Source organism: Nocardia sp. bgisy134, assembly GCF_965341865.1.
Classification (GTDB): Bacteria; Actinomycetota; Actinomycetes; order Mycobacteriales; family Mycobacteriaceae; genus Nocardia.
Window position 1 is genome coordinate 15,327 of record NZ_CBDQZP010000033.1, and the last position, 18,612, is coordinate 33,938.

The 18,612-nt window shown below is 68.6% G+C and carries 15 protein-coding genes and 2 tRNA genes; 5 read left to right on the forward strand and 12 right to left on the reverse strand.

Annotated features, from left to right (window positions below; genetic code table 11):
• Positions 1-34: 34 nt before the first annotated feature.
• Positions 35-1,459, reverse strand: coding sequence for a 3-isopropylmalate dehydratase large subunit (leuC, locus tag ACRWNM_RS35085; protein WP_431972468.1), 1,425 nt, complete (start codon positions 1,457-1,459; stop codon positions 35-37).
• A 190-nt stretch (positions 1,460-1,649) separates the two neighbouring features.
• On the opposite strand from leuC, the gene ACRWNM_RS35090 reads away from it, so the two are divergent.
• The 3 genes from ACRWNM_RS35090 (at position 1,650) to ACRWNM_RS35100 (ending at position 3,232) form a co-directional block, all read left to right on the forward strand.
• Positions 1,650-2,351, forward strand: coding sequence for an IclR family transcriptional regulator (locus ACRWNM_RS35090; protein WP_067781941.1), 702 nt, complete (start codon positions 1,650-1,652; stop codon positions 2,349-2,351).
• Between the two features lie 33 nt (positions 2,352-2,384).
• Positions 2,385-2,885, forward strand: coding sequence for a pyridoxamine 5'-phosphate oxidase family protein (locus tag ACRWNM_RS35095; RefSeq protein WP_431972469.1), 501 nt, complete (start codon positions 2,385-2,387; stop codon positions 2,883-2,885).
• A 164-nt stretch (positions 2,886-3,049) separates the two neighbouring features.
• On the forward strand, positions 3,050-3,232 hold the full coding sequence (locus ACRWNM_RS35100; protein ID WP_431972470.1) for a DUF5302 domain-containing protein: 183 nt from the start codon (positions 3,050-3,052) through the stop codon (positions 3,230-3,232).
• Positions 3,233-4,537: 1,305 nt separating this feature from the next.
• Here the strand turns inward: ACRWNM_RS35100 and ACRWNM_RS35105 are convergent.
• From ACRWNM_RS35105 to ACRWNM_RS35120, 4 genes are all read right to left on the reverse strand, one after another.
• Positions 4,538-4,610 (reverse strand) — tRNA-Glu (locus ACRWNM_RS35105).
• A gap of 149 nt (positions 4,611-4,759) precedes the next feature.
• Positions 4,760-4,831 (reverse strand) — tRNA-Gln (locus ACRWNM_RS35110).
• A gap of 263 nt (positions 4,832-5,094) precedes the next feature.
• Complete coding sequence (gltX, locus tag ACRWNM_RS35115; RefSeq protein ID WP_431972471.1) at positions 5,095-6,570, reverse strand: glutamate--tRNA ligase; 1,476 nt, start codon at positions 6,568-6,570, stop codon at positions 5,095-5,097.
• Between the two features lie 13 nt (positions 6,571-6,583).
• The gene (locus ACRWNM_RS35120) at positions 6,584-7,384 is read right to left on the reverse strand and encodes a fumarylacetoacetate hydrolase family protein (RefSeq protein ID WP_431972472.1); all 801 of its coding nucleotides are present in this window, start codon (positions 7,382-7,384) and stop codon (positions 6,584-6,586) included.
• A 298-nt stretch (positions 7,385-7,682) separates the two neighbouring features.
• Between ACRWNM_RS35120 and ACRWNM_RS35125 the strand changes: the two genes are divergently transcribed.
• Positions 7,683-8,864 (forward strand): MFS transporter, encoded by a 1,182-nt coding sequence (locus ACRWNM_RS35125; protein WP_431972474.1) that lies wholly within the window; start codon positions 7,683-7,685, stop codon positions 8,862-8,864.
• Positions 8,865-9,152: 288 nt separating this feature from the next.
• Here the strand turns inward: ACRWNM_RS35125 and ACRWNM_RS35130 are convergent, their stop codons facing one another.
• From ACRWNM_RS35130 to serA, 3 genes are all read right to left on the reverse strand, one after another.
• The gene (locus tag ACRWNM_RS35130; protein ID WP_431972475.1) at positions 9,153-9,752 is read right to left on the reverse strand and encodes a Uma2 family endonuclease; all 600 of its coding nucleotides are present in this window, start codon (positions 9,750-9,752) and stop codon (positions 9,153-9,155) included.
• Positions 9,753-9,845: 93 nt separating this feature from the next.
• Entirely contained in the window at positions 9,846-10,853 is a 1,008-nt protein-coding gene (locus tag ACRWNM_RS35135; protein WP_431972476.1) for a 3-isopropylmalate dehydrogenase, read from the reverse strand.
• 202 nt (positions 10,854-11,055) lie between these two features.
• Positions 11,056-12,669: a phosphoglycerate dehydrogenase gene (gene serA / locus ACRWNM_RS35140; protein ID WP_431972477.1), complete on the reverse strand. Its 1,614-nt coding sequence runs from the start codon at positions 12,667-12,669 to the stop codon at positions 11,056-11,058.
• A gap of 1,618 nt (positions 12,670-14,287) precedes the next feature.
• Between serA and ACRWNM_RS35145 the strand changes: the two genes are divergently transcribed.
• Positions 14,288-15,100: a nucleotidyltransferase domain-containing protein gene (locus ACRWNM_RS35145; RefSeq protein ID WP_431972478.1), complete on the forward strand. Its 813-nt coding sequence runs from the start codon at positions 14,288-14,290 to the stop codon at positions 15,098-15,100.
• Here the strand turns inward: ACRWNM_RS35145 and ACRWNM_RS35150 are convergent.
• The 4 genes from ACRWNM_RS35150 to iolB form a co-directional block, all read right to left on the reverse strand.
• A complete protein-coding gene (locus ACRWNM_RS35150; RefSeq protein WP_357446224.1) occupies positions 15,090-15,296 on the reverse strand; it encodes a cold-shock protein in 207 nt (68 codons plus the stop codon). The two genes, ACRWNM_RS35145 and ACRWNM_RS35150, sit on opposite strands and share 11 nt — an antisense overlap.
• Before the next feature lie 151 nt (positions 15,297-15,447).
• Entirely contained in the window at positions 15,448-15,654 is a 207-nt protein-coding gene (locus tag ACRWNM_RS35155; protein ID WP_011210759.1) for a cold-shock protein, read from the reverse strand.
• Between the two features lie 221 nt (positions 15,655-15,875).
• Positions 15,876-17,720, reverse strand: coding sequence for a 3D-(3,5/4)-trihydroxycyclohexane-1,2-dione acylhydrolase (decyclizing) (gene iolD, locus ACRWNM_RS35160; protein WP_431972479.1), 1,845 nt, complete (start codon positions 17,718-17,720; stop codon positions 15,876-15,878).
• Entirely contained in the window at positions 17,711-18,604 is an 894-nt protein-coding gene (iolB, locus tag ACRWNM_RS35165) for a 5-deoxy-glucuronate isomerase (RefSeq protein WP_431972480.1), read from the reverse strand. The genes iolD and iolB overlap by 10 nt, the downstream gene beginning before the upstream one ends.
• Positions 18,605-18,612 lie beyond the last annotated feature (8 nt).

The following is an 18,612-nucleotide window of genomic DNA, read 5'->3' on the forward strand; positions in this document are numbered from 1 at the left end:
ATTCTCCTGGGTAGATAGGGGGTGTCGTGCGGCGTCAGTTCAGATCGGCGGGCGAGGAGAGAGTTCCGCGGACGGCCGTCGCGGCGGCCACCAGCGGAGAAACCAGGTGGGTACGCCCGCCTTTGCCCTGCCTGCCTTCGAAGTTGCGGTTGGAGGTCGAGGCGCAGCGCTGGCCCGGCGAAAGCTGATCCGGGTTCATTCCCAGGCACATCGAACAACCCGCCTGCCGCCATTCGGCGCCTGCCGCGGTGAAAATCTCGCCCAATCCTTCTTTTTCCGCCTGAGCGCGAACCCGCATCGAGCCCGGTACAACCAGCATTCGCACGCCGTCCGCGACGCGCCGTCCCTTCAAAATCCCGGCCACAGCGCGCAAATCCTCGATGCGCCCGTTGGTGCACGATCCGACGAATACGGTGTCGATCGGGATCTGCCGAAGCGGAGTTCCCGGCTCCAAATCCATGTACCGCAGCGCTTTCTCCGCGGCCTCACGCGCCGTCTCGTCGGCAATCTCGGCGGGGTCGGGTACCGCGGCGCCCAGGGGCAAACCCTGACCGGGGTTGGTGCCCCAGGTGACGAACGGCGTCAGCGCGCTCGCGTCGATGTGCACCTCGGCGTCGAAAACGGCGCCCTCCTCCGTCTTCAGCGCGTCCCAGGCCGCCACGGCGGCATCCCAGTCGGCGCCCTCGGGGGCGTGCGGACGGCCCTTCAGGAATTCGTAGGTGACCTCGTCCGGCGCGATCATGCCCGCGCGGGCGCCCGCCTCGATGGACATGTTGCACATCGTCATCCGCGCCTCCATGGACATGGCGCGCACGGCCTCGCCGCGGTACTCCAGGACGTAGCCCTGACCGCCGCCGGTGCCGATCTGGGCGATCACGGCGAGGATCACGTCTTTACTGGTGACGCCGTGCGGCAGCTGACCGTCGATGTTGACGGCCATCGTCTTGAACGGGCGCAGCGACAAAGTCTGTGTCGCCAGCACGTGTTCGACCTCGCTGGTGCCGATGCCCATCGCCAGCGCGCCGAACGCGCCGTGCGTGGAGGTGTGGCTGTCGCCGCACACCACCGTCGTACCCGGCTGGGTCAGGCCGAGCTGCGGACCGACCACGTGCACGATGCCCTGGTCCAGATCACCCATCGGGTGCAGCCGGACACCGAATTCCGCGCAGTTGTGCCGCAGCGTCTCGACCTGGGTCCGCGAAACGGGATCGGCGATCGGCTTATCGATATCTGTGGTGGGGACGTTGTGGTCCTCGGTCGCGATGGTCAGGTCGGGGCGGCGCACCCTCCTGCCGGCGGCCCGCAGTCCGTCGAAGGCCTGCGGACTCGTCACTTCGTGCACCAGATGCAGATCGATGTAGATCAGATCGGGCTCGCGCGAGGAACCTTCGCCCTCGCCGCGCGCGACGACATGCTGATCCCACACCTTCTCGGCCAGGGTGCGTGGGCGGTCGGCCATTCTCGATCACCTTTCGGACGAGCAGCGGTCCCCCGCGATTCGGGCTGAGTGCGCGGGAACTGCTGCACAGAATTGTGGATTCGGGTCGCCGGACATCTCGACCGCGTCGCCCCGCCCGGCCGCTCGTCTCGACGGCGACTTTCCCGGCGGAGTTTGACTATCTCAATATCCGAGACGCTAATATCGTTCTATGAGACAGCATAGCGGTATCGGCGTCCTCGACAAAGCAGTGGCGGTCCTCTACGCCGTCGCGGAGCATCCGTGCGGTCTCAACGAGCTGTGCACCCGCACCGGCCTGCCCAGGGCCACCGCGCACCGGCTGGCCGTCGGCCTCGAGGTGCACCGTCTGCTCGCCCGCGACAACAACGGAACCTGGCGGCCGGGACCGGCCCTCGCCGAGCTGGCCGCGGGCGCCACCGACCCGCTCCAGGAGGCCGCTGCCGCTATTCTGCCCCGGCTGCGCGAGATCACCGGCGAGAGCGTCCAGCTCTACTGCCGGGACGGCGGCGCCAGGGTCTGCATCGCCGCCATGGAACCCCCCGTCGGACTGCGCGACACCGTCCCGATCGGGGCCAGGCTGCCGCTCACCGCGGGCTCGGCCGCCAAGGTGCTGCTCGCCTGGGCGGATCCGGAGTTGCAGCGCACCATTCTGGCCGACGCGGTCTTCGGCGAGCGCGCGCTGGCCGAGGTGCGCAAGCGCGGCTGGGCGCAGAGCGCGGCCGAGCGAGCGGCGGGCGTGGCCAGCGTCTCGGCGCCGGTCCGCGACACCGCGGGCAACGTGATCGCCGCTGTCTCGGTCTCCGGCCCGATCGATCGGATGGGCCGCAGGCCGGGCGCGCGGTGGGCGGCGGATCTGGTCGCGGCCGCGGACGCGCTGCACAAGCGCCTGTAACACGTTTCAGAAACTGTTCTCTAGAGTTGGCCCATGGGAGTCAACCAACGGGCGCAGATCGTCATGTCCGACGCCGAGATCGCCGAGTTCCTGGAGCGCAGCCGTATCGCGACGCTGGCCACCCTCGGTCCGCAGGGCAGGCCGCACCTGACCGCGATGTGGTACGCGCTGATCGATGGCGAGATCTGGTTCGAGACCAAGGCCAAATCGCAGAAGGCGGTGAATCTGCGCCGCGATCCGCGCATCACGTGCATGGTCGAGGCCGGACAGACCTACGACCAGCTGCGCGGGGTGTCGATCGAGGGTCGCGCCGAGATCATCGATGACCCGAAGCGGCTGTTCGCGGTCGGCGTGAGCGTCTGGGAACGCTACACCGGCCCCTACAGCGAAGAGGTTCGCCCGCTGGTGGAGAACATGCTCAACAAGCGGGTCGCGGTGCGCGTGGTGCCCGAGCGGGTGCGCAGCTGGGATCACCGCAAACTCGGCCTGCCCGCGCTGCCGCTCGGCGGCACGACCGCCAACGCTCTGGACTGATCGCTGGCGCGCCGCACTGATCGGGGCCGCGCCGCGCCGCACCGGAAATCGAGCTGACAGCGGCGCTCCGGCGCGTTAGCGTCGAGTCGTTCGACACGATTCGGCCGGGCAGCGCCGCCCCGCGGGTAGCGCCTGCGCGCGGCCGCGACGACGAGGAGCAGGCGATGACGGAATCGGGAAGTCCCAACGGCAGTGCCGAAGAAGTGAAGCGCAAGTTCCGCGAGGCGCTGGAGCGCAAGAACGCCCAGCACGGCAAGGCAGCCGACCACATGGACGGCCACTCCAAGGCGACCGCCACCCACGGCACCGCCAGCCACAAGCGAGAGTTCCGCCGCAAGAGCGGATAACGACGACCCGGCACGGGGCGCCCGCGGATCACGAGGCTCACCACCCGCGATCCCATCGAAGGCGCCCCGTTCCCCTTCTTCCTCGCGCCGAAGATCACCCCCGAAACGCCCGCACGCAATTCGCCGCCCGCGGCAGCACGTCGCGCCGAACACGTCACCGATTCCGATCGAGTTCGCCCCGAAGACGAACCTTCGATTGCCAACACCTCCGGCAACACAGTTCGTGGATCGTCGCTCAGTTGGCCTGGTCGCCGAATTCGACCGGCTCTTCCGTCATCCGTCCGCTCGCACTCGCTGCGCGACTCAGGGGCATGCCTGCCGACCCGTCGAGGAGCCCGGCCCCGACGGCGCCCTTGCCCCGGCATGTGCACCGCGACCCCATCCGCGCTGACGGTGCGCACAGCGTCTCGCGCAGATCCGGCAGCAGCCACCACACCACCGCTGCCACCACACAGGCTCGACGCCGGTGTGCACTCGACCTCACGGAGCTCCCGCCCGGAACTCAGCAGCCGAATCTCCGCCGCGCGACGCCGATCAGCAAGCCCCGCGGCGCATTGCAGGGGCCCACGCTGCCCGATTCCTGAGCGTCCACCTGATCGACAACCCCAACAGCACCTAATCCCCCGATCCCGGCAGCCATCGCAGACTTCATCGACCACCGGATGCCCGCCGACATGCGCGATTCCGCGCAGCGTTCAACGCGCGCCGCACTTGTCCATGCCACAAGCCGCTTCGAGCGCCCCCGGTCCCGACACTCCGCTGACGCTGCCCTCGCAGAGGTTTCACGCCCCTCGCAAAGGCTGCCTCCCCTGCGAGGCGTGCAAACGGTCTGTGTGGTCGGACGTAGATGGCGCTGCGATGGGGCTGTGAGGTTCGTGGCGGCTCGATCCACCCTTGATGCCGGGCCAACCAGCCGCGAACGGCAGCCGCGAAGTGAGCCGCGCGATCACGGCGACCGCGTACACCAGGACCGCCTGGTGAAGGTGACGCGGCAAAGGCCCCCAAAGGCCAATCAGGGTTACTCAGCGGTCAACGGCGACATCCGATGACCCGCCTCGATTGCCGGAGCGCCTCCGCCCACCGAGCCTGCACCGCCCGAAGGCCATGCCTACCGCAGACTTCAAAGGCCCGTTCGCCAACGATCCCAAAGACTCAAAGTGACGACCCCCACAAAACGGGACCACCCACCAAGGGGGTCCGGGGGGCAACGCCCCTCCGGGTGGGGCGTGGGGGCCGCACCCCCACAAAACACTTGCGAAGCAAGAAAGGCCCATGCTCTCCATGAGCATGGGCCTCTCACTTGCGTAGCCCCGACGGGATTCGAACCCGCGCTACCGCCTTGAGAGGGCGGCGTCCTAGGCCGCTAGACGACGGGGCCAGGACTGATCACTCACGTTCTCAGTGATCTCCGGTTGATCTTTCGATCTTTGGAAGCTCGGTTAGTTTAGCTGACCGAAGCTCGGCGACCAAATCGCCGGATGCTGAACTACTTTCGGCCGCGAACCGAGAGACGTACAACATTCTCCGCTGGGGTACCAGGACTCGAACCTAGAATGGCTGAACCAGAATCAGCTGTGTTGCCAATTACACCATACCCCAGTGACCAGGTCCTTCGACCCCGCTGCCTGGCTGACCTCGGGGCCGCGTTCCGGCCGAGAAAGAGATTACCAAACCTCTACCGGTAAACTACAAATCGCCTGGTCAAAGCCATGTTTTCGGCCGAAAAATGCCGCTTGCCACAGCCGGTCCGCGTACGGCGAGCGAACCGGCCTCGATGCCCCCCCCCCCCCCGCCCCGGCCGGCGCGCGCCACCGGACGACATCCGTGGCGGCCCGTGCCGACCGGAGCGAGGGCGGGCAGACCTACTCCGCGGCGGGCGACCACGCCTGCGCGGCACGCAGCCGCGCCATCGTCACCTCCCTGCCGAGCAATTCCAGCGACTCGTACAGCGGCGGGCTGATGTGCGATCCGGTCACCGCGACCCGCACCGGCGCGAACGCCTTGCGCGGTTTGAGCCCCAGATCATCGATCAGCGCGACTTTCAGCGCTTCCTCGATAGCGGAGGTGGTCCAGGACGCCAAAGGCTCCAGCGCGGCAATTGCGGCGTCGAGCACCGGTACCGCGTCCGCGCCCAGATTCTTGCCGCCCGCCGCGGGATCGATGACGAACTCTTCGGCGGGTGCGAACAAGAATCGCAGAAGATCCCAGGCATCGGACAGCACCACGATTCTGGTCTGCACCAATTCCGCCGCCACCGCGAACACCTTCTCGTCCACTTCGGCGCCGATGTGACCGTGTTCGGTGAGGAACTCGCGCAGTCGGCTCGCGAAATCACCGGGTGCCAGCAATCGGATGTGCTCGGCGTTCAGCGCGTCGGCCTTCTTCTGGTCGAAACGCGCCGGGTTCGAATTCACTGTCGCAATATCGAAGGCCGCCACCATCTCGGTCATCGAGAACACATCGTGATCGTCGGCGATGCTCCAACCGAGTAGCGCCAGGTAATTCAGCAAACCCTCGGGGATGAATCCGCGGTCACGGTGGGCGAACAGATTCGACTCCGGATCACGCTTGGACAACTTCTTGTTGCCCTGCCCCATGACGAACGGCAGGTGGCCGAACTCCGGGGTGAAGTCCGCCACTCCGATCCGCTTCAGCGCGGCGTACAGCGCGAGCTGGCGCGGCGTCGAGGAGAGCAGATCCTCGCCGCGCAGCACGTGGGTGATCTTCATCAGCGCGTCGTCGACCGGGTTGACCAGCGTGTAGAGCGGATCGCCGTTACCGCGGGTGAGCGCGAAATCGGGTACTGTGCCCGCCTTGAAGGTGGTCTCGCCGCGCACCAGATCGTGCCAGGTGAGGTCCTCGTCGGGCATGCGCAGCCGGATCACCGGGGGCCTGCCCTCTTCGCGGTAGGCCGCGATGGCCTCGGGGGTCAGATCGCGGTCGAAGTTGTCGTAGCCGAGCTTGGGGTCCCGGCCCGCCGCGCGGTGGCGCGCCTCGACTTCGTCGGGCGTGGAGAAGGATTCGTACGCCTCGCCCGCCTCCAGCAGCTTGCGCACCACATCGAGATGCAGCTCCCGCCGCTCCGACTGGCGGTAGGGCCCGTAGGGGCCGCCGACCTCGGGACCCTCGTCCCAGGTCAGCCCGAGCCAGCGCAGCGCGTCGAGGATCGCGCGGTAGGACTCCTCGGAATCGCGTGCCGCGTCGGTGTCTTCGATGCGGAAGACGAAGGTGCCGCCGGTGTGGCGGGCGTACGCCCAGTTGAACAGCGCCGTCCGGATCAGGCCGACGTGCGGTGTACCGGTGGGTGACGGGCAGAAACGGACCCGTACTTCAGTCATGGCTCTCTTTCGATCAGCGTTTGGCGGCAACGGGATTGGTGAGGGTTCCGAGGCCCTCGACGGTGACGGACACCTGCTGGCCGTTCTGCATGGGCCCGACGCCCTCCGGCGTTCCGGTCAGGATGACGTCGCCGGGAAGCAGCGTCATGACCGTGCTCACCCATTCGATCAGCTTCGGAATGTCGTGCAGCAGTAGCGAAGTGCGGCTGCGCTGACGGACCTCGCCGTCGAGTTCAGTGACGATCTCCAGATCCGAAGGATCCAGCGAGGTTTCGATCCAGGGGCCGAGCGGGCAGAAGGTGTCGTAGCCTTTGCCGCGCGTCCACTGGCCGTCCTGACGCTGCTGATCGCGGGCGGTGACGTCGTTGGCGACGGTGTAGCCGAGGATCACGTCCTTGGCCCGGGCGGCGGGCACGTCCTTGCACGGGCGGCCGATGACGACGGCGAGCTCGCCCTCGTAATCGACCTGAGAGGAGCTGGGCGGCAAGATGATCGGGGCGTTCGGCCCGACGATGGCGGTGCTCGGCTTGATGAAGATCACCGGCTCCTCCGGCGCGGGACCGCCCATCTCCGCGGCGTGCGCGGCGTAGTTCTTGCCGACACACACCACCTTGCTGGCCAGGATCGGCGCGAGCAGGCGTACGTCGGCCAGCGGCCAGCTCCGTCCGGTGAACGTCGGCGTACCGAACGGGTGTTCCGCGATCTCTTTCGCGGTCCACGATCCCGCCCTACTCCCGCCCGTGATGTCGCTTCCCTCCCCCTCGATGCTGACGAACGCGACCCCATCGGGACTGGCAACTCGACCTAGACGCATGCCCCGAAGTCTATCGACCGGCGTCGACCTGCTCGAACGCACCCGACCGAGCGGTCCGATCGGCCCGCGCGGCCGACCGATTCGGCAGGAAGCCGCGACAGACCTCACTGTCGGCCGGGCGCACATCGAGTGTGAGTTTCGACTCGATCCGCGGCGCGTTCGCGCCGGTCACCCGGGACCCGACGCGGGCGTGACCGCTCCCGAATCGAGAAATCCAGTCGCCCCCGGGTGTAACGTAACGCCCGATGTTCATTCCGTGAGACTTGCGTTCCATATTCTGAGATTCGAGGTGTGGCCCATGGCGACCGTGACAGAGATTCGCGCGGGACGACGGTGGTCCATGCTCGCCCTCGGCGTCTTCGCGCAGGCATCGAGCGCGGTGTTCATCCACGGAACGCCCTTCCTGCTGCCCGCGCTGACGGCGCGCGGAATGTCCTTGCCCACAGCGGGTCTGCTGGTGGCGATGCCCACCGTCGGACTGGTCTGCACGCTCATCGCGTGGGGCTACGTGGTGGACCGCATCGGCGAGCGGAAGGTGTTGGTCGGCGGGCCGCTGGTGATGTTCTTCGCGGGCGCCGCGGCGGCCACCACCACCCACGACATCGCGCTGGGCGCGTTGCTGTTCCTCGGCGGCGCGGGCGCGGCAAGCACCAACGGCGCCAGCGGCCGCGTCATCGTCGGCTGGTTCCCGCCGGAGCGGCGCGGGCTGGCCATGGGCATCAGGCAGACCGCCCAACCGCTCGGTGTCGGCGTCGGCGCGCTGGCGGTGCCCGCCGTCGCTGCGGCCCACGGCATTTCGGCCGCCGTTCTGGTGCCCGCCGTCATGGCCGGCATCGCGGCGGCGGCCTGCTACCTGGGCATCATCGATCCGCCGCGGCCGGAGGGCAAGGGCGTCGACCGGGTCAATCCGTATCGCGGCGATGCCACGCTGTGGCGCATCCACGCCGTGTCCGTGCTGCTGTGCGTGCCGCAGGGCGTGGTGTGGACCTTCGCGCTGCTGTGGCTGCACCGCGACATCGGCTGGTCGCTGGCCGCCGCGGGCGCGCTGGTGACGGCGACCCAAATCCTCGGCGCGTTCGGCCGCATCGGCGCGGGCGCCTGGTCCGACCGGGTCGGCAGCAGACTGGGCCCGCTGCGAACGGTGGCCATCGGGGCCGTCCTGTCCATGGCGGCCTTGGGCCTGACGGCATGGACGCAGTGGTGGTGGGCCGCCATCCCGCTGCTGATCGCCGCCTCGGTGATCACGGTGTCGGACAACGGACTCGCCTTCACGGCGGTCGCCGAGATCGCCGGTCCGTACTGGAGCGGGCGCGGTCTCGGCATTCAGAACACCGGCCAGAACCTCGCGATGGCCGCCATCCCACCGGTTTTCGGCGCGCTGATCACGATCGGCGGTTTCCCCGCCGCCTACCTGGCTGCCGCGGCACTGGCCACGGCAGCCATCCCACTGGTTCCCGCCGACCGCCACATCCCGAGCTGATTACACTGCGGCCCACAGGGTCGCCCCGCATCGAACGAACGGGGCGACCCTACCGCGCGGCGCGGCCAACACTCGAACGGGCGACGCGAAAACGAACGCCTGGGCGCCGAATTCGTTGCGGTGCACCGCGTCGACCACACAACCCACCGAAAGCGATCTCCAGCGCACGTCCACGCCCGCCGTCGTCCCAGCCGTAATGCTCAGCGGCGGCACACAAGGCTCTTCTTCACCGCCTCTATTGCTGCCACCGGAATGGCCTGAGCAGGACCCGTTGCGCCGGTGGTGGACTCACACTTCGAGCAGGGCGGCCGGATCGACGCTGACGCGAAAGTGGTTGCGGTGACCGATGTTCGCGCTCAGGATCGACCCCGGTCCGACGGGCGGTTCGGCGCGATAGACGTCCCCGTCGAGGACGAGCGGATAGATGCGCACGTGCGGGTGGTGTTCGACGATCCAATACTGCGGTATGCCTGCGGCCGCGTACTCACGGACCTTTCGCACCCGGTCGGTGCGCTCGCTGCCGGTCCCCGGCGCGATGACCTCCACGGCGAGTTGCACTTCGGACCCGGGCAGCAGCCGGGGCGGATCGGCGACGAGCGCCGTGCGCACCACCTCGCGGGGCACCACGACGATGTCGGGTTTACGAATGCCGTTGGGCGTGCTCACTTCCCAGCCGCCGCCGAGGCAGACGTGCACCGCCGCGTCGGCGGCGACATCGAGGAAACGCGCCAGCCGCCGGGCCACGTGATTGTGCCGGGCGCCGCGCGCGACTTCGATCAACCAGCCGTCCTCGAGCTCGAATCCCTTGCCGTCCTCCGGCAGCGCGTGCAGGTCCCGGATCGTGTAGGGACCCGGCCCCGGCCGTTTGCTCGCTCGTCGCTCGGTCACCCGACCTCCCTGGTTCGCACTCGCCCCGAGGATAACCAGGAGGTACGACGAGGCCCCGCACCCGAGACGGATGCGGGGCCTCGCCGACGATGGTCAGACCGAGGCGGCGATGCGGTCGCCGACCTCCACCGTGGAGGAAGCGCCGGACCGCTCGGCCAGGTCCTTGGCGACGGCGGCCTCGATCCGGGCGGCGGCCTCGGTGTTGCCGAGGTGGTTGAGCAGCAGCGAGACCGACAGGATGGCGGCGGTCGGGTCGGCCTTCGACTGGCCCGCGATGTCGGGGGCGCTGCCGTGCACCGGCTCGAACATGCTCGGGTTGGCGCCGGAGGCATCGATGTTGCCGCTGGCGGCCAGGCCGATGCCGCCGCTGACCGCGGCAGCGAGGTCGGTGATGATGTCGCCGAACAGGTTGTCGGTGACGATCACGTCGAAGCGGCCGGGATCGTTGACCATGTGGATGGTCGCCGCGTCGATGTGCTGGTAGGCGGTGGTGACCTCGGGGAACTCCGCGGCGACCTCGTCGACGGTGCGCTGCCACAGCGATCCGGCGAAGGTCAGCACGTTGTTCTTGTGCACGAGGGTGAGGTGCTTGCGGCGGGCCTGCGCCTTGGCGAAGGCGTAGCGCACCACGCGCTCGATGCCGAAGCGGGTGTTGGTGCTCACCTCGGTGGCGACCTCGTGCGGGGTCTCGACGCGGATCGCGCCGCCGGTGCCGGTGTAGGGGCCCTCGGTGCCTTCGCGCACCACGACGAAGTCGATGTCGGGGTTGCCGGCCAGCGGGCTGGTCACGCCGGGGAACAGTTTCGAGGGGCGCAGGTTCACGTGGTGGTCGAGCGCGAACCGGGTGCGCAGCAGCAGACCGCGCTCGAGCACGCCGCTCGGCACCGACGGGTCGCCGATCGCGCCGAGCAGGATGGCGTCGTGCTGCTTCAGTTCCGGCAGCACCGAGTCGGGCAGGATCTCGCCGGTCGCGTGGTAACGCTTGGCACCCAGGTCGTACTCGGTCTTCTCGACTCCGGGCACGACGACGTCCAGCACCTTGAGCGCCTCGGCGATGACCTCGGGCCCGATACCGTCACCGGGGATGACAGCAAGCTTCATGACAACTCCGTTCAGTGTTCGACCGGACCTGGCCGGACGCTCGGCGAGCAACGACACGGTACTAGGCGCCCCGCCGTGTCCGGCCATCCGGGCGGGGCCGCTCCCGACCTCCCGGCGCCGCGCCGGGAACATGCGGCACGCCGCCACCCTGCGGTGACGGCGCGCACACGGTCTGATGTCACGCCCGAAGGGCGTGAGTGGATCAGAACAGGTCGACCAGCGCGATCTTGGCGGCGCCGACCGCCTCGGCGATGGCGTTCTGCACATCGGCGGGCACTTCCTTGTTGACGCGCAGGATGACGGTGGCGCCTTCCTTGTTCACGTCCTGGCTCAGCTGCGCGGCCAGGATGTCCACGTCGGCCTCGCCAAGCTTGGTGCCGATCTTGCCCAGCGCGCCCGGCCGGTCCTCGTAGTTCAGCACGGCCAGGTTCAGGCCCTCGGCGCGCATGTCGTAGTTGCGGCCGTTGATGTTGACGATCTTCTGCACCAGCTGCGGCTCGGTGAGGGTGCCCGCGACGTTCAGCGTGCGGCCGTCGCCGAACACGGCGCGCACGTCGACGACGCTGCGGTGGCTCGGGCTCTCCGAAGCGGTGGTGACCGTGGCGGTGATGCCGCGGTCCTTGGCGAGCGCGGGGGCGTTGACGAAGGTCACCGCCGGGCCCTGCCCGTCGCCCTCGGACAGCGCCGAGAAGATGCCGCGCAGCGCCGCGAGCTCCAGCACCGCGACGTCCTCGGAGGCGAGCTCGCCGCGCACCTGGACTTCGATGCTGACGGGCAGCACGTCGGACAGCGCGCCGATCAGCGCGCCCTGCTTGCGCACGATCTCGAGCCACGGGGCGACCTCTTCGCCCACGGTGCCGCCGGTGACGTTCACCGCGCCCGGCACGAACTCGCCGGCCAGGGCGAGCAGCACCGACTTGGCGACATCGGTGCCCGCGCGGTCCTGCGCCTCGGAGGTGGACGCGCCGAGGTGCGGGGTGACGACGACCTGCGGGAGGTCGAACAGCGGGCTGTCGGTGCAGGGCTCGGTGTCGAACACGTCGAGGCCCGCGGCGCGCACGTGGCCGGACTTGATCGCGTCGGCCAGCGCGGCCTCGTCGATCAGGCCGCCGCGCGCGGCGTTGACGATGATGACGCCCGGCTTGGTGAGGGCGAGCTTCTCCTTGCTCAGCAGGCCCTTGGTCTCGGGGGTCTTGGGCAGGTGCACCGAGATCAGGTCGGCGCGCTGCAGCAGCTCGTCCAGGGTGACCAGCTCGATGCCGAGCTGGGCGGCGCGGGCCGGGGAGACGTAGGGGTCGTACGCGATGATCTTGGTCTCGAACGCGGCGAGGCGCGCGGCGAACAGCTGGCCGATCCGGCCGAGGCCGACGACGCCGACGGTCTTGTCGAAGATCTCGACGCCGTTGAACTTGCTGCGCTGCCAGGTGCGCTCGCGCAGGGTCGCGTCGGCGGCGGGAACCTGGCGAGCCGCGGCGAGCAGCAGGGTGACCGCGTGCTCGGCGGCGGTGTGGATGTTGGAGGTCGGCGCGTTGACGACCATGACGCCGCGCTCGGTGGCCGCGGGCACGTCGACGTTGTCGAGGCCGACGCCGGCGCGGGCGACGATCTTCAGGTTCTTGCCCGCCTCGAGCACCTCGGCGTCGACGGTGGTGGCGGAACGCACGAGCAGCGCGTCGGCCGTCGGGACCGCGGCGAGCAGGGCCGGGCGGTCGGGGCCGTCGACCCAGCGAACCTCGACACCGTCACCGAGCGCGTCGACGGTCGACTGGGCGAGCTTGTCGGCGATCAGAACAACAGGACGGCCTGCTTGGCTCACTGTGGGGTACTCCTGGGGAAAGGGGGTCGGCAGTTACCGCCGACCAGCTTAGTAGTCGGCATTTCGTTCGGCCGTACCACCCGGTAGGCGGCTGCCGTCAGTGTGCGAGCGGCGCGGTGAGGTGCGGCGAAACCGAGAACGAATGCCGGTCTGTCGCAACGCCACCGGATCCGCGTCGGCCCTGTCGTGTGTCCGCGCACGCCCCGAACGGGCGCGTTGCCCGAAACCCTTGGAAAGACGGGAAGACCCCGCACCGAGGGGATGCGGGGTCTTCCATCGGTCGTGCCGATCGAACGGCACGGCTGCGATCGAGTTACTCGATCGCGGAGTCGAATCAGCGGCCGCCGAAGGATCCCGTCCACAGGGTGTTCAGCACACCGTGCAGCGCGGCACCGAGAGTGTCGAACAGGCCGTTGATGGCAGCACTACCGGTGTCGATGATAACGGGGATCATAAGAATTCCTCTTCGTTGAAATTATCCAGTCGAACTGGCTGACACACGGCACATCGGCGGCTTCGCGAATGCGGTTACGAAATTCCGAGGAATTGTGACGCAGACTACATTCGTTTATCGGATGCGGCCCGCGTCACTGGACGTCAGGCGAGTCGACCCTCAAAAATGGCCTCCTGCCTGCACATTTGCCGCCCTGGAACACTGGTCGTGCGTCCAGATAAGGTGGCCGATCACAATTCCAAAATCTCTGAGAGAACTCTGAGGAATCGCCGGAGAAACTCTGAGAATATCCACTAGAGCGCTCTCATCGAATTCGGATGCAGAGCCTCTCGGAGCGCGAACAGGACCGGGAATCAGCAGCATCGCTCGATGTCGGTATTTCCCGAGGCGCAAGCACACGAGTTATTGCTCGGCAATTCACCGAATTTTCGGTGGAGACAGCCGAAAGCACCGTCTCCGCCACGGACTCGGACGGAGGCAACCACTCACAGCAACCTCGGCAGGCCGGTCGCACGACATCACGCGAGCCCAGGCGGGCGCCCGACGATCGGCATCCCCGTCCAAGGCGAACGCCCGCGAGAACGCACATCGCGCGTTCTCCGCCGCGCGAGTGCCACACCACCTCCCACCGAGCTTCCGGCAGCCCACACGCACGAACAGCACCGAAGGCCGTGCCCTGGGTACACCGCGCGCACCGAAGGTTGTGCCGGGGTACACCGCGGTCGGACGGCACAGCAGCATCGCGCCACGCCCAACCCGACCCGCCCCCGCCAACGTTCAACCGGCGGCCCCGCGGCCCAGCGCGAGCATTCCGGCGAAGGCCGGGTGGATTTCGGACGCCTCGGCGTGCGCACTCGCCGAGAGGCGCAGCAGCGCGGCGCGCGGCGCACTGCTCATACAGGATGGGCACGGCGGGCTCGAACATCGCGATGACGGCCACCGGAGCTCGTTGTCTGCCGCGATCGCGGCAGGCTCGCCACCGGGCAGGCTCGCCACCGATCACCCGGCGGCTGTGCCGCCATGGCGCTCGGCCCAACGCTGTCGCTCGCCACGCTGACGAACATCACGATCGGACCCGATCCGGCTCGACAGTGATTCGCGCGGACCATGTTTCGTCCCGAAAAATGAGCTGAACGCACACACCGGCCCGCATACCATCGGCCCATGTCGTTGCGCGCTGTTCCCGAGTCGATGGATCCGACGGTGGTCGGGTCCGTCGACGCCGAGCTGGACCGGATCGAGCGCGAGTGCCGGGTGGGTGTGCGGCTGGCCATCGAAAGCGGCAGCCGCGCTTGGGGCTTCCCGTCGCCGGACTCCGACTACGACTGCCGGTTCGTGTACGTGGCGGCGCTGGACACCTACCTGTCGCCGTGGCGCACGCGCGATGTGATCGAGACGCCGCTGGTCGGCTTGCTCGATGTGAGCGGCTGGGATCTCGGCAAGGCGCTGCGGTTGCTCGTCAAGGGCAACGCGGTGCTGATCGAATGGCTGATGTCGCCGATCGTGTACCGCGGCGACGCGCGATTCCGTGCCGAGCTGCGGGAGCTGGCCGAGCAGGTCGCCACTCGCGACAAGGTGGCGCGGCACTACTTGCACCTGGGCGCGCGGCAATGGGAACTGTTCGACCACAACCGATCCCTGAAGAAGGTCTTCTACGCACTGCGCCCGGCGATGGCGCTGCGGTGGCTGCGCGAGCATCCCGAAGCCGCTGTGGCCCCGATGCATCTGCCGACGCTGATCGCGCAGTGCGAGCTGCCCGCCGACCTGGTCGCGGCCGTGACCGAGCTCACCGAACTCAAGTCGCGGACAAGGGAAATGGGCAGCGGAGTGGTGCCCGCACCGATCGCCGCCTTCATCGCGGGCGAATTCGACGGCGCCGCCGATGCTTTCCCGCGAACGACAGACCGGGATCCGGGACGCGCAAGGGAGCTGACCGCGGAGTTCTTCCGCGCGCAGGCCCTGTCGGTCAGCCGATGACGCGCACGCCGATCGCCTCCGGACCGGACTTGCTCTGGCGCAGCTCGAACTCGACCCGCTGCCCGGCCGCCAAAGACCGGAACCCCGAACCCTCCAGGTCCAGATAGTCCACGAACACGTCCTTGCCGCCATCGTCTTGGGCGATGAAACCGAAACCTTTTTCGGTGTCGAACCACATCACTGTGCCCTGAGCCATACGCCGTACCTTCTCCCGCGCAGAACCGGGGAAGGGTACACCGACCGAGGCCGATCGGTCCATCAGGTGGCGGCCTCAGGGGCCCGACCTGGCCTGAAAAGACGAGAGGCCCCGCACCGAACCGGTGCGGAGCCTCGAAGTGCGTGTCGAATCAGGCGACGACGCGGACGTCCTGGGCCTGCGGACCCTTCTGTCCCTGGCCGATCTCGAACTCCACGCGCTGCCCCTCATCGAGGGACCTGAAACCCGAGCCGCTCACAGCCGAGTAGTGCACGAAGACGTCGGGACCGCCGCCGTCCTGTGCAATGAAGCCGAAGCCCTTCTCGCTGTTGAACCACTTAACAATGCCTTGAGCCATTTCATACTTTCTGTTGACGAGCCAGGGACTTGCATGGACACCCCGGTCTCGTAGATCCACAATGCCATCATCGGACGAATTTCTCCACATTCGGCACCGTCGACTGTGAGCTATTCAACGAATCTCGGGGTCGGTGTCTCACACAGCGCGTCCGGGCCCGCCATCGACCGCCCAGCGAACAGGCCCGCATTTCGACGGGTGCGGGCGATCGCCAGCAGTTGTCATCGCCCGCGTGCGTAGCGCAGCTGAGCGGGCTTGTGCGCCTCGTAGTCGCCGCGACCGGAAAGGTATTGCGGTACACCGACTTCCCACCACGCACCCGCATCGGTCCAGTCGGACGCCCGCGTGCGCACCACCACGACCGCGGGACGCGACGCCGCGACCGCGGCCGCCCTGGCTTGGGCGTAGGCGGTTCGAAACTGGTCGGTATTGCTTGCAGCGAATATCGAGCAACCGAGCGCCGCCGCGTGCGCCGCGAAATCGACGCGCGGCGGGTCGGCGAGGGTGGTCCGGCAGTCCGCGTACTGATTGTTGAACGCCGCGCCGCCCTGTCCCTCCTGGAGCCGCGCGATCACCGCGTAGCCGTCGTTGTCGCACACCACAGCGACGAATGGATGCCCGGCGAAGGCCGCCGAGAACAGCTCCGAATTCAGCATCAGATAGGAGCCGTCGCCGAGCAGCGTGGTGACCAGACCGGGCCGGTGCGCCATGGCGGCGCCCCACGCGCCCGCGAGCTCGTAGCCCATACAGGAGAATCCGTACTCGACGTCCATGCTCGGCGTTCCTCCGGCGGCGCGCCAGCCGCCGATCAGCTCGCCGGGCAGCCCGCCGGAAGCGGTCATGACGTAGTCCTCCGGCGCCGAGAGCTCGTTGACGATGCCGACCACCTGGGCGTAGCTGGGCGTCCCCGGCGTCGGCGCGCGCAGCTTGTCGATCCGGGCGTCCCAGGTCTCGCGCAGCACCGCCGCGCGCCCGGACCAGTCCGCGGGCGCCGTCCACCCCGACAGCTCCTGGCCCAGCTCGGTGAGGGTGGCCGCCGCGTCGCCGACGATCGCCAGCGCACCGTGCTTCACCGCGTCGAAGCGGGCCGCGTTGACGGTGACCAGGCGGACGTCGGGCGCGAAGACCGTCCACGAGGCGGTGGTGAAGTCCTGGAGCCGGGTCCCGACGGCGAGCACCAGATCGGCGTCGGCGGCGAGAGCGTTCGCCGACGCCGAGCCGGTGATGCCGAGCGGTCCCGCGTGCAAGGGGTGATCGTGGGGCACCAGGGTCCGTCCCGCGGTGGTCTCGGTGATCGGAATACCGCGCCGCTCGGCGAATTCCACCGCCTGCGGGCCCGCGCCCGAATAGCGCACCCCGCCGCCGACGATCAGCAGCGGCCGCCGCGCGGCGCGCAGGACGGCGGCGGCCTCGCGCAGTGCGCGCAGGTCGGGACGCGGCCGCGGTACGCGATGCAGGAGCGGAGCGAACAGCGCGTCCGGGAAGTCGAAGGTCTCGGCCTGCACGTCCTGCGGCAGCGCCACGGTGACCGGTCCGGCGTCGGCTGGATCGGTCAGCACGCGCGCCACCTGCGGCAACGTCGCGATCAGCTGTTCTGGTCTGGTGATCCGGTCGAAGTATCGGCTGACCGCGCGGAAGGCGTCGTTCACCGTCGCGGTCGCGTCCCCGAAATGCTCCACCTGTTGCAGCACCGGGTCGGGGGCGCGTCCGGTGAAGGTGTCGCCGGGGAGCAGCAGGAGCGGCAGCCGGTTCGCGTGCGCGACCCCGGCCGCCGTGACCATGTTCAGCGCGCCGGGACCGATCGAAGACGTGGCGACGCCGACCTGACGCCGGTGGGTGGCCTTGGCGTACCCGAGCGCCGCCAGCGCCATCCCCTGCTCGGTGTGGCCCCGCCAGACGGGCAGTTCGTCGCGGCGCTCGTGCAGCGCCGTACCGAGGCCGAGCACATTGCCGTGCCCGAAGATCGCGAAGGCCGCCGGGAAGAGCGGCACATCCGCCCCGTCCAGCGTCTCCGAACGCTGTGCGACGATCCAGGCCACCAGGGCCTGGGCGGTGGTCAGTTCCATGGCGACCGTCCTTCCGGGCCGGTGACCGGGCAGCGCGGGTCGGTCGGCTCGCCGATCCAGCCGTCTCGGACCCAGGCGTGCGCCGGATCGTCGCAAAAGGCCATCGACCGTTCGGGCGCCGGACCGGCCAGCACATTGAGGTAGTACATCGGGTAGCCGGGCGCGGCGACGCAGGGACCGTGGTAGCCGCGCGGTATGAGGAAGACGTCGCCGTCGCGCACCGCCACGTTCTCGTCCACCGCGCCGTCGGCGGTGTAAATGCGATGCAGGCCGAAACCCTCGCGGGACGGGGTGACGCCGTCACGGCCCGCGATGCGGAAGTAATAGATCTCCTCGTTGACCACCTCGCACTCGCTCGCCTCGTCGTGCTTGTGCGGCGGGTACGACGACCAGTTGCCGTCCGGCGTGATCAGCTCACAGGCGTTGAGCTTGTCCGCGTGCTCCCATACTCCTGGCACGCCGAAGTTGGTGACCTGTCGGGTGGCTCGGCCCGCGCCCCTGACCTCGATCGGAATATCCTCGGCTGCACCGTATTTCGGCGAGAGCCGCCGCGCGCACTTGGCCATGGGCAGGGCGAGCAGCGCGCCGTCGGCGCTGGAGATCCGCGCTTCGGCGTCGCGCGGCACGTACGCGAAGTCCGTCACGCGGTGGAAAACCGAAGCGCGCCCGGCCAGTTCGAGGACGATCCCGTCGACGCGAACGACGCACGAGCCGGAGAGCGGCAGGACGAACGCCTCGTACTCGCCGGTGGACAGCGTTCTGGTCTCGCCCGGTTCGACCGTCACCACGCGTAGACCGGTGTAGCGCCACCCGGCGTCCTCGGCGGTCAACCGGATCGGATCTCGGCCGTCTGCCAGTGTCCCGGCCGGACGATGCAATGTCATCGGGACTC

Coding starts and splice junctions, on each gene's coding strand:
- ACRWNM_RS35125 (WP_431972474.1), top strand. CDS start 7,683: ATGGCGACCGTGACAGAGATTCGCGCGGGACGACGGTGGTCCATGCTC.
- ACRWNM_RS35095 (WP_431972469.1), top strand. CDS start 2,385: ATGGGAGTCAACCAACGGGCGCAGATCGTCATGTCCGACGCCGAGATC.
- leuC (WP_431972468.1), bottom strand. CDS start 1,459: ATGGCCGACCGCCCACGCACCCTGGCCGAGAAGGTGTGGGATCAGCAT.
- iolD (WP_431972479.1), bottom strand. CDS start 17,720: ATGGAACTGACCACCGCCCAGGCCCTGGTGGCCTGGATCGTCGCACAG.
- gltX (WP_431972471.1), bottom strand. CDS start 6,570: ATGACTGAAGTACGGGTCCGTTTCTGCCCGTCACCCACCGGTACACCG.
- ACRWNM_RS35135 (WP_431972476.1), bottom strand. CDS start 10,853: ATGAAGCTTGCTGTCATCCCCGGTGACGGTATCGGGCCCGAGGTCATC.
- iolB (WP_431972480.1), bottom strand. CDS start 18,604: ATGACATTGCATCGTCCGGCCGGGACACTGGCAGACGGCCGAGATCCG.
- ACRWNM_RS35155 (WP_011210759.1), bottom strand. CDS start 15,654: ATGGCTCAAGGCATTGTTAAGTGGTTCAACAGCGAGAAGGGCTTCGGC.
- ACRWNM_RS35090 (WP_067781941.1), top strand. CDS start 1,650: ATGAGACAGCATAGCGGTATCGGCGTCCTCGACAAAGCAGTGGCGGTC.
- ACRWNM_RS35150 (WP_357446224.1), bottom strand. CDS start 15,296: ATGGCTCAGGGCACAGTGATGTGGTTCGACACCGAAAAAGGTTTCGGT.
- ACRWNM_RS35100 (WP_431972470.1), top strand. CDS start 3,050: ATGACGGAATCGGGAAGTCCCAACGGCAGTGCCGAAGAAGTGAAGCGC.
- ACRWNM_RS35120 (WP_431972472.1), bottom strand. CDS start 7,384: ATGCGTCTAGGTCGAGTTGCCAGTCCCGATGGGGTCGCGTTCGTCAGC.
- ACRWNM_RS35145 (WP_431972478.1), top strand. CDS start 14,288: ATGTCGTTGCGCGCTGTTCCCGAGTCGATGGATCCGACGGTGGTCGGG.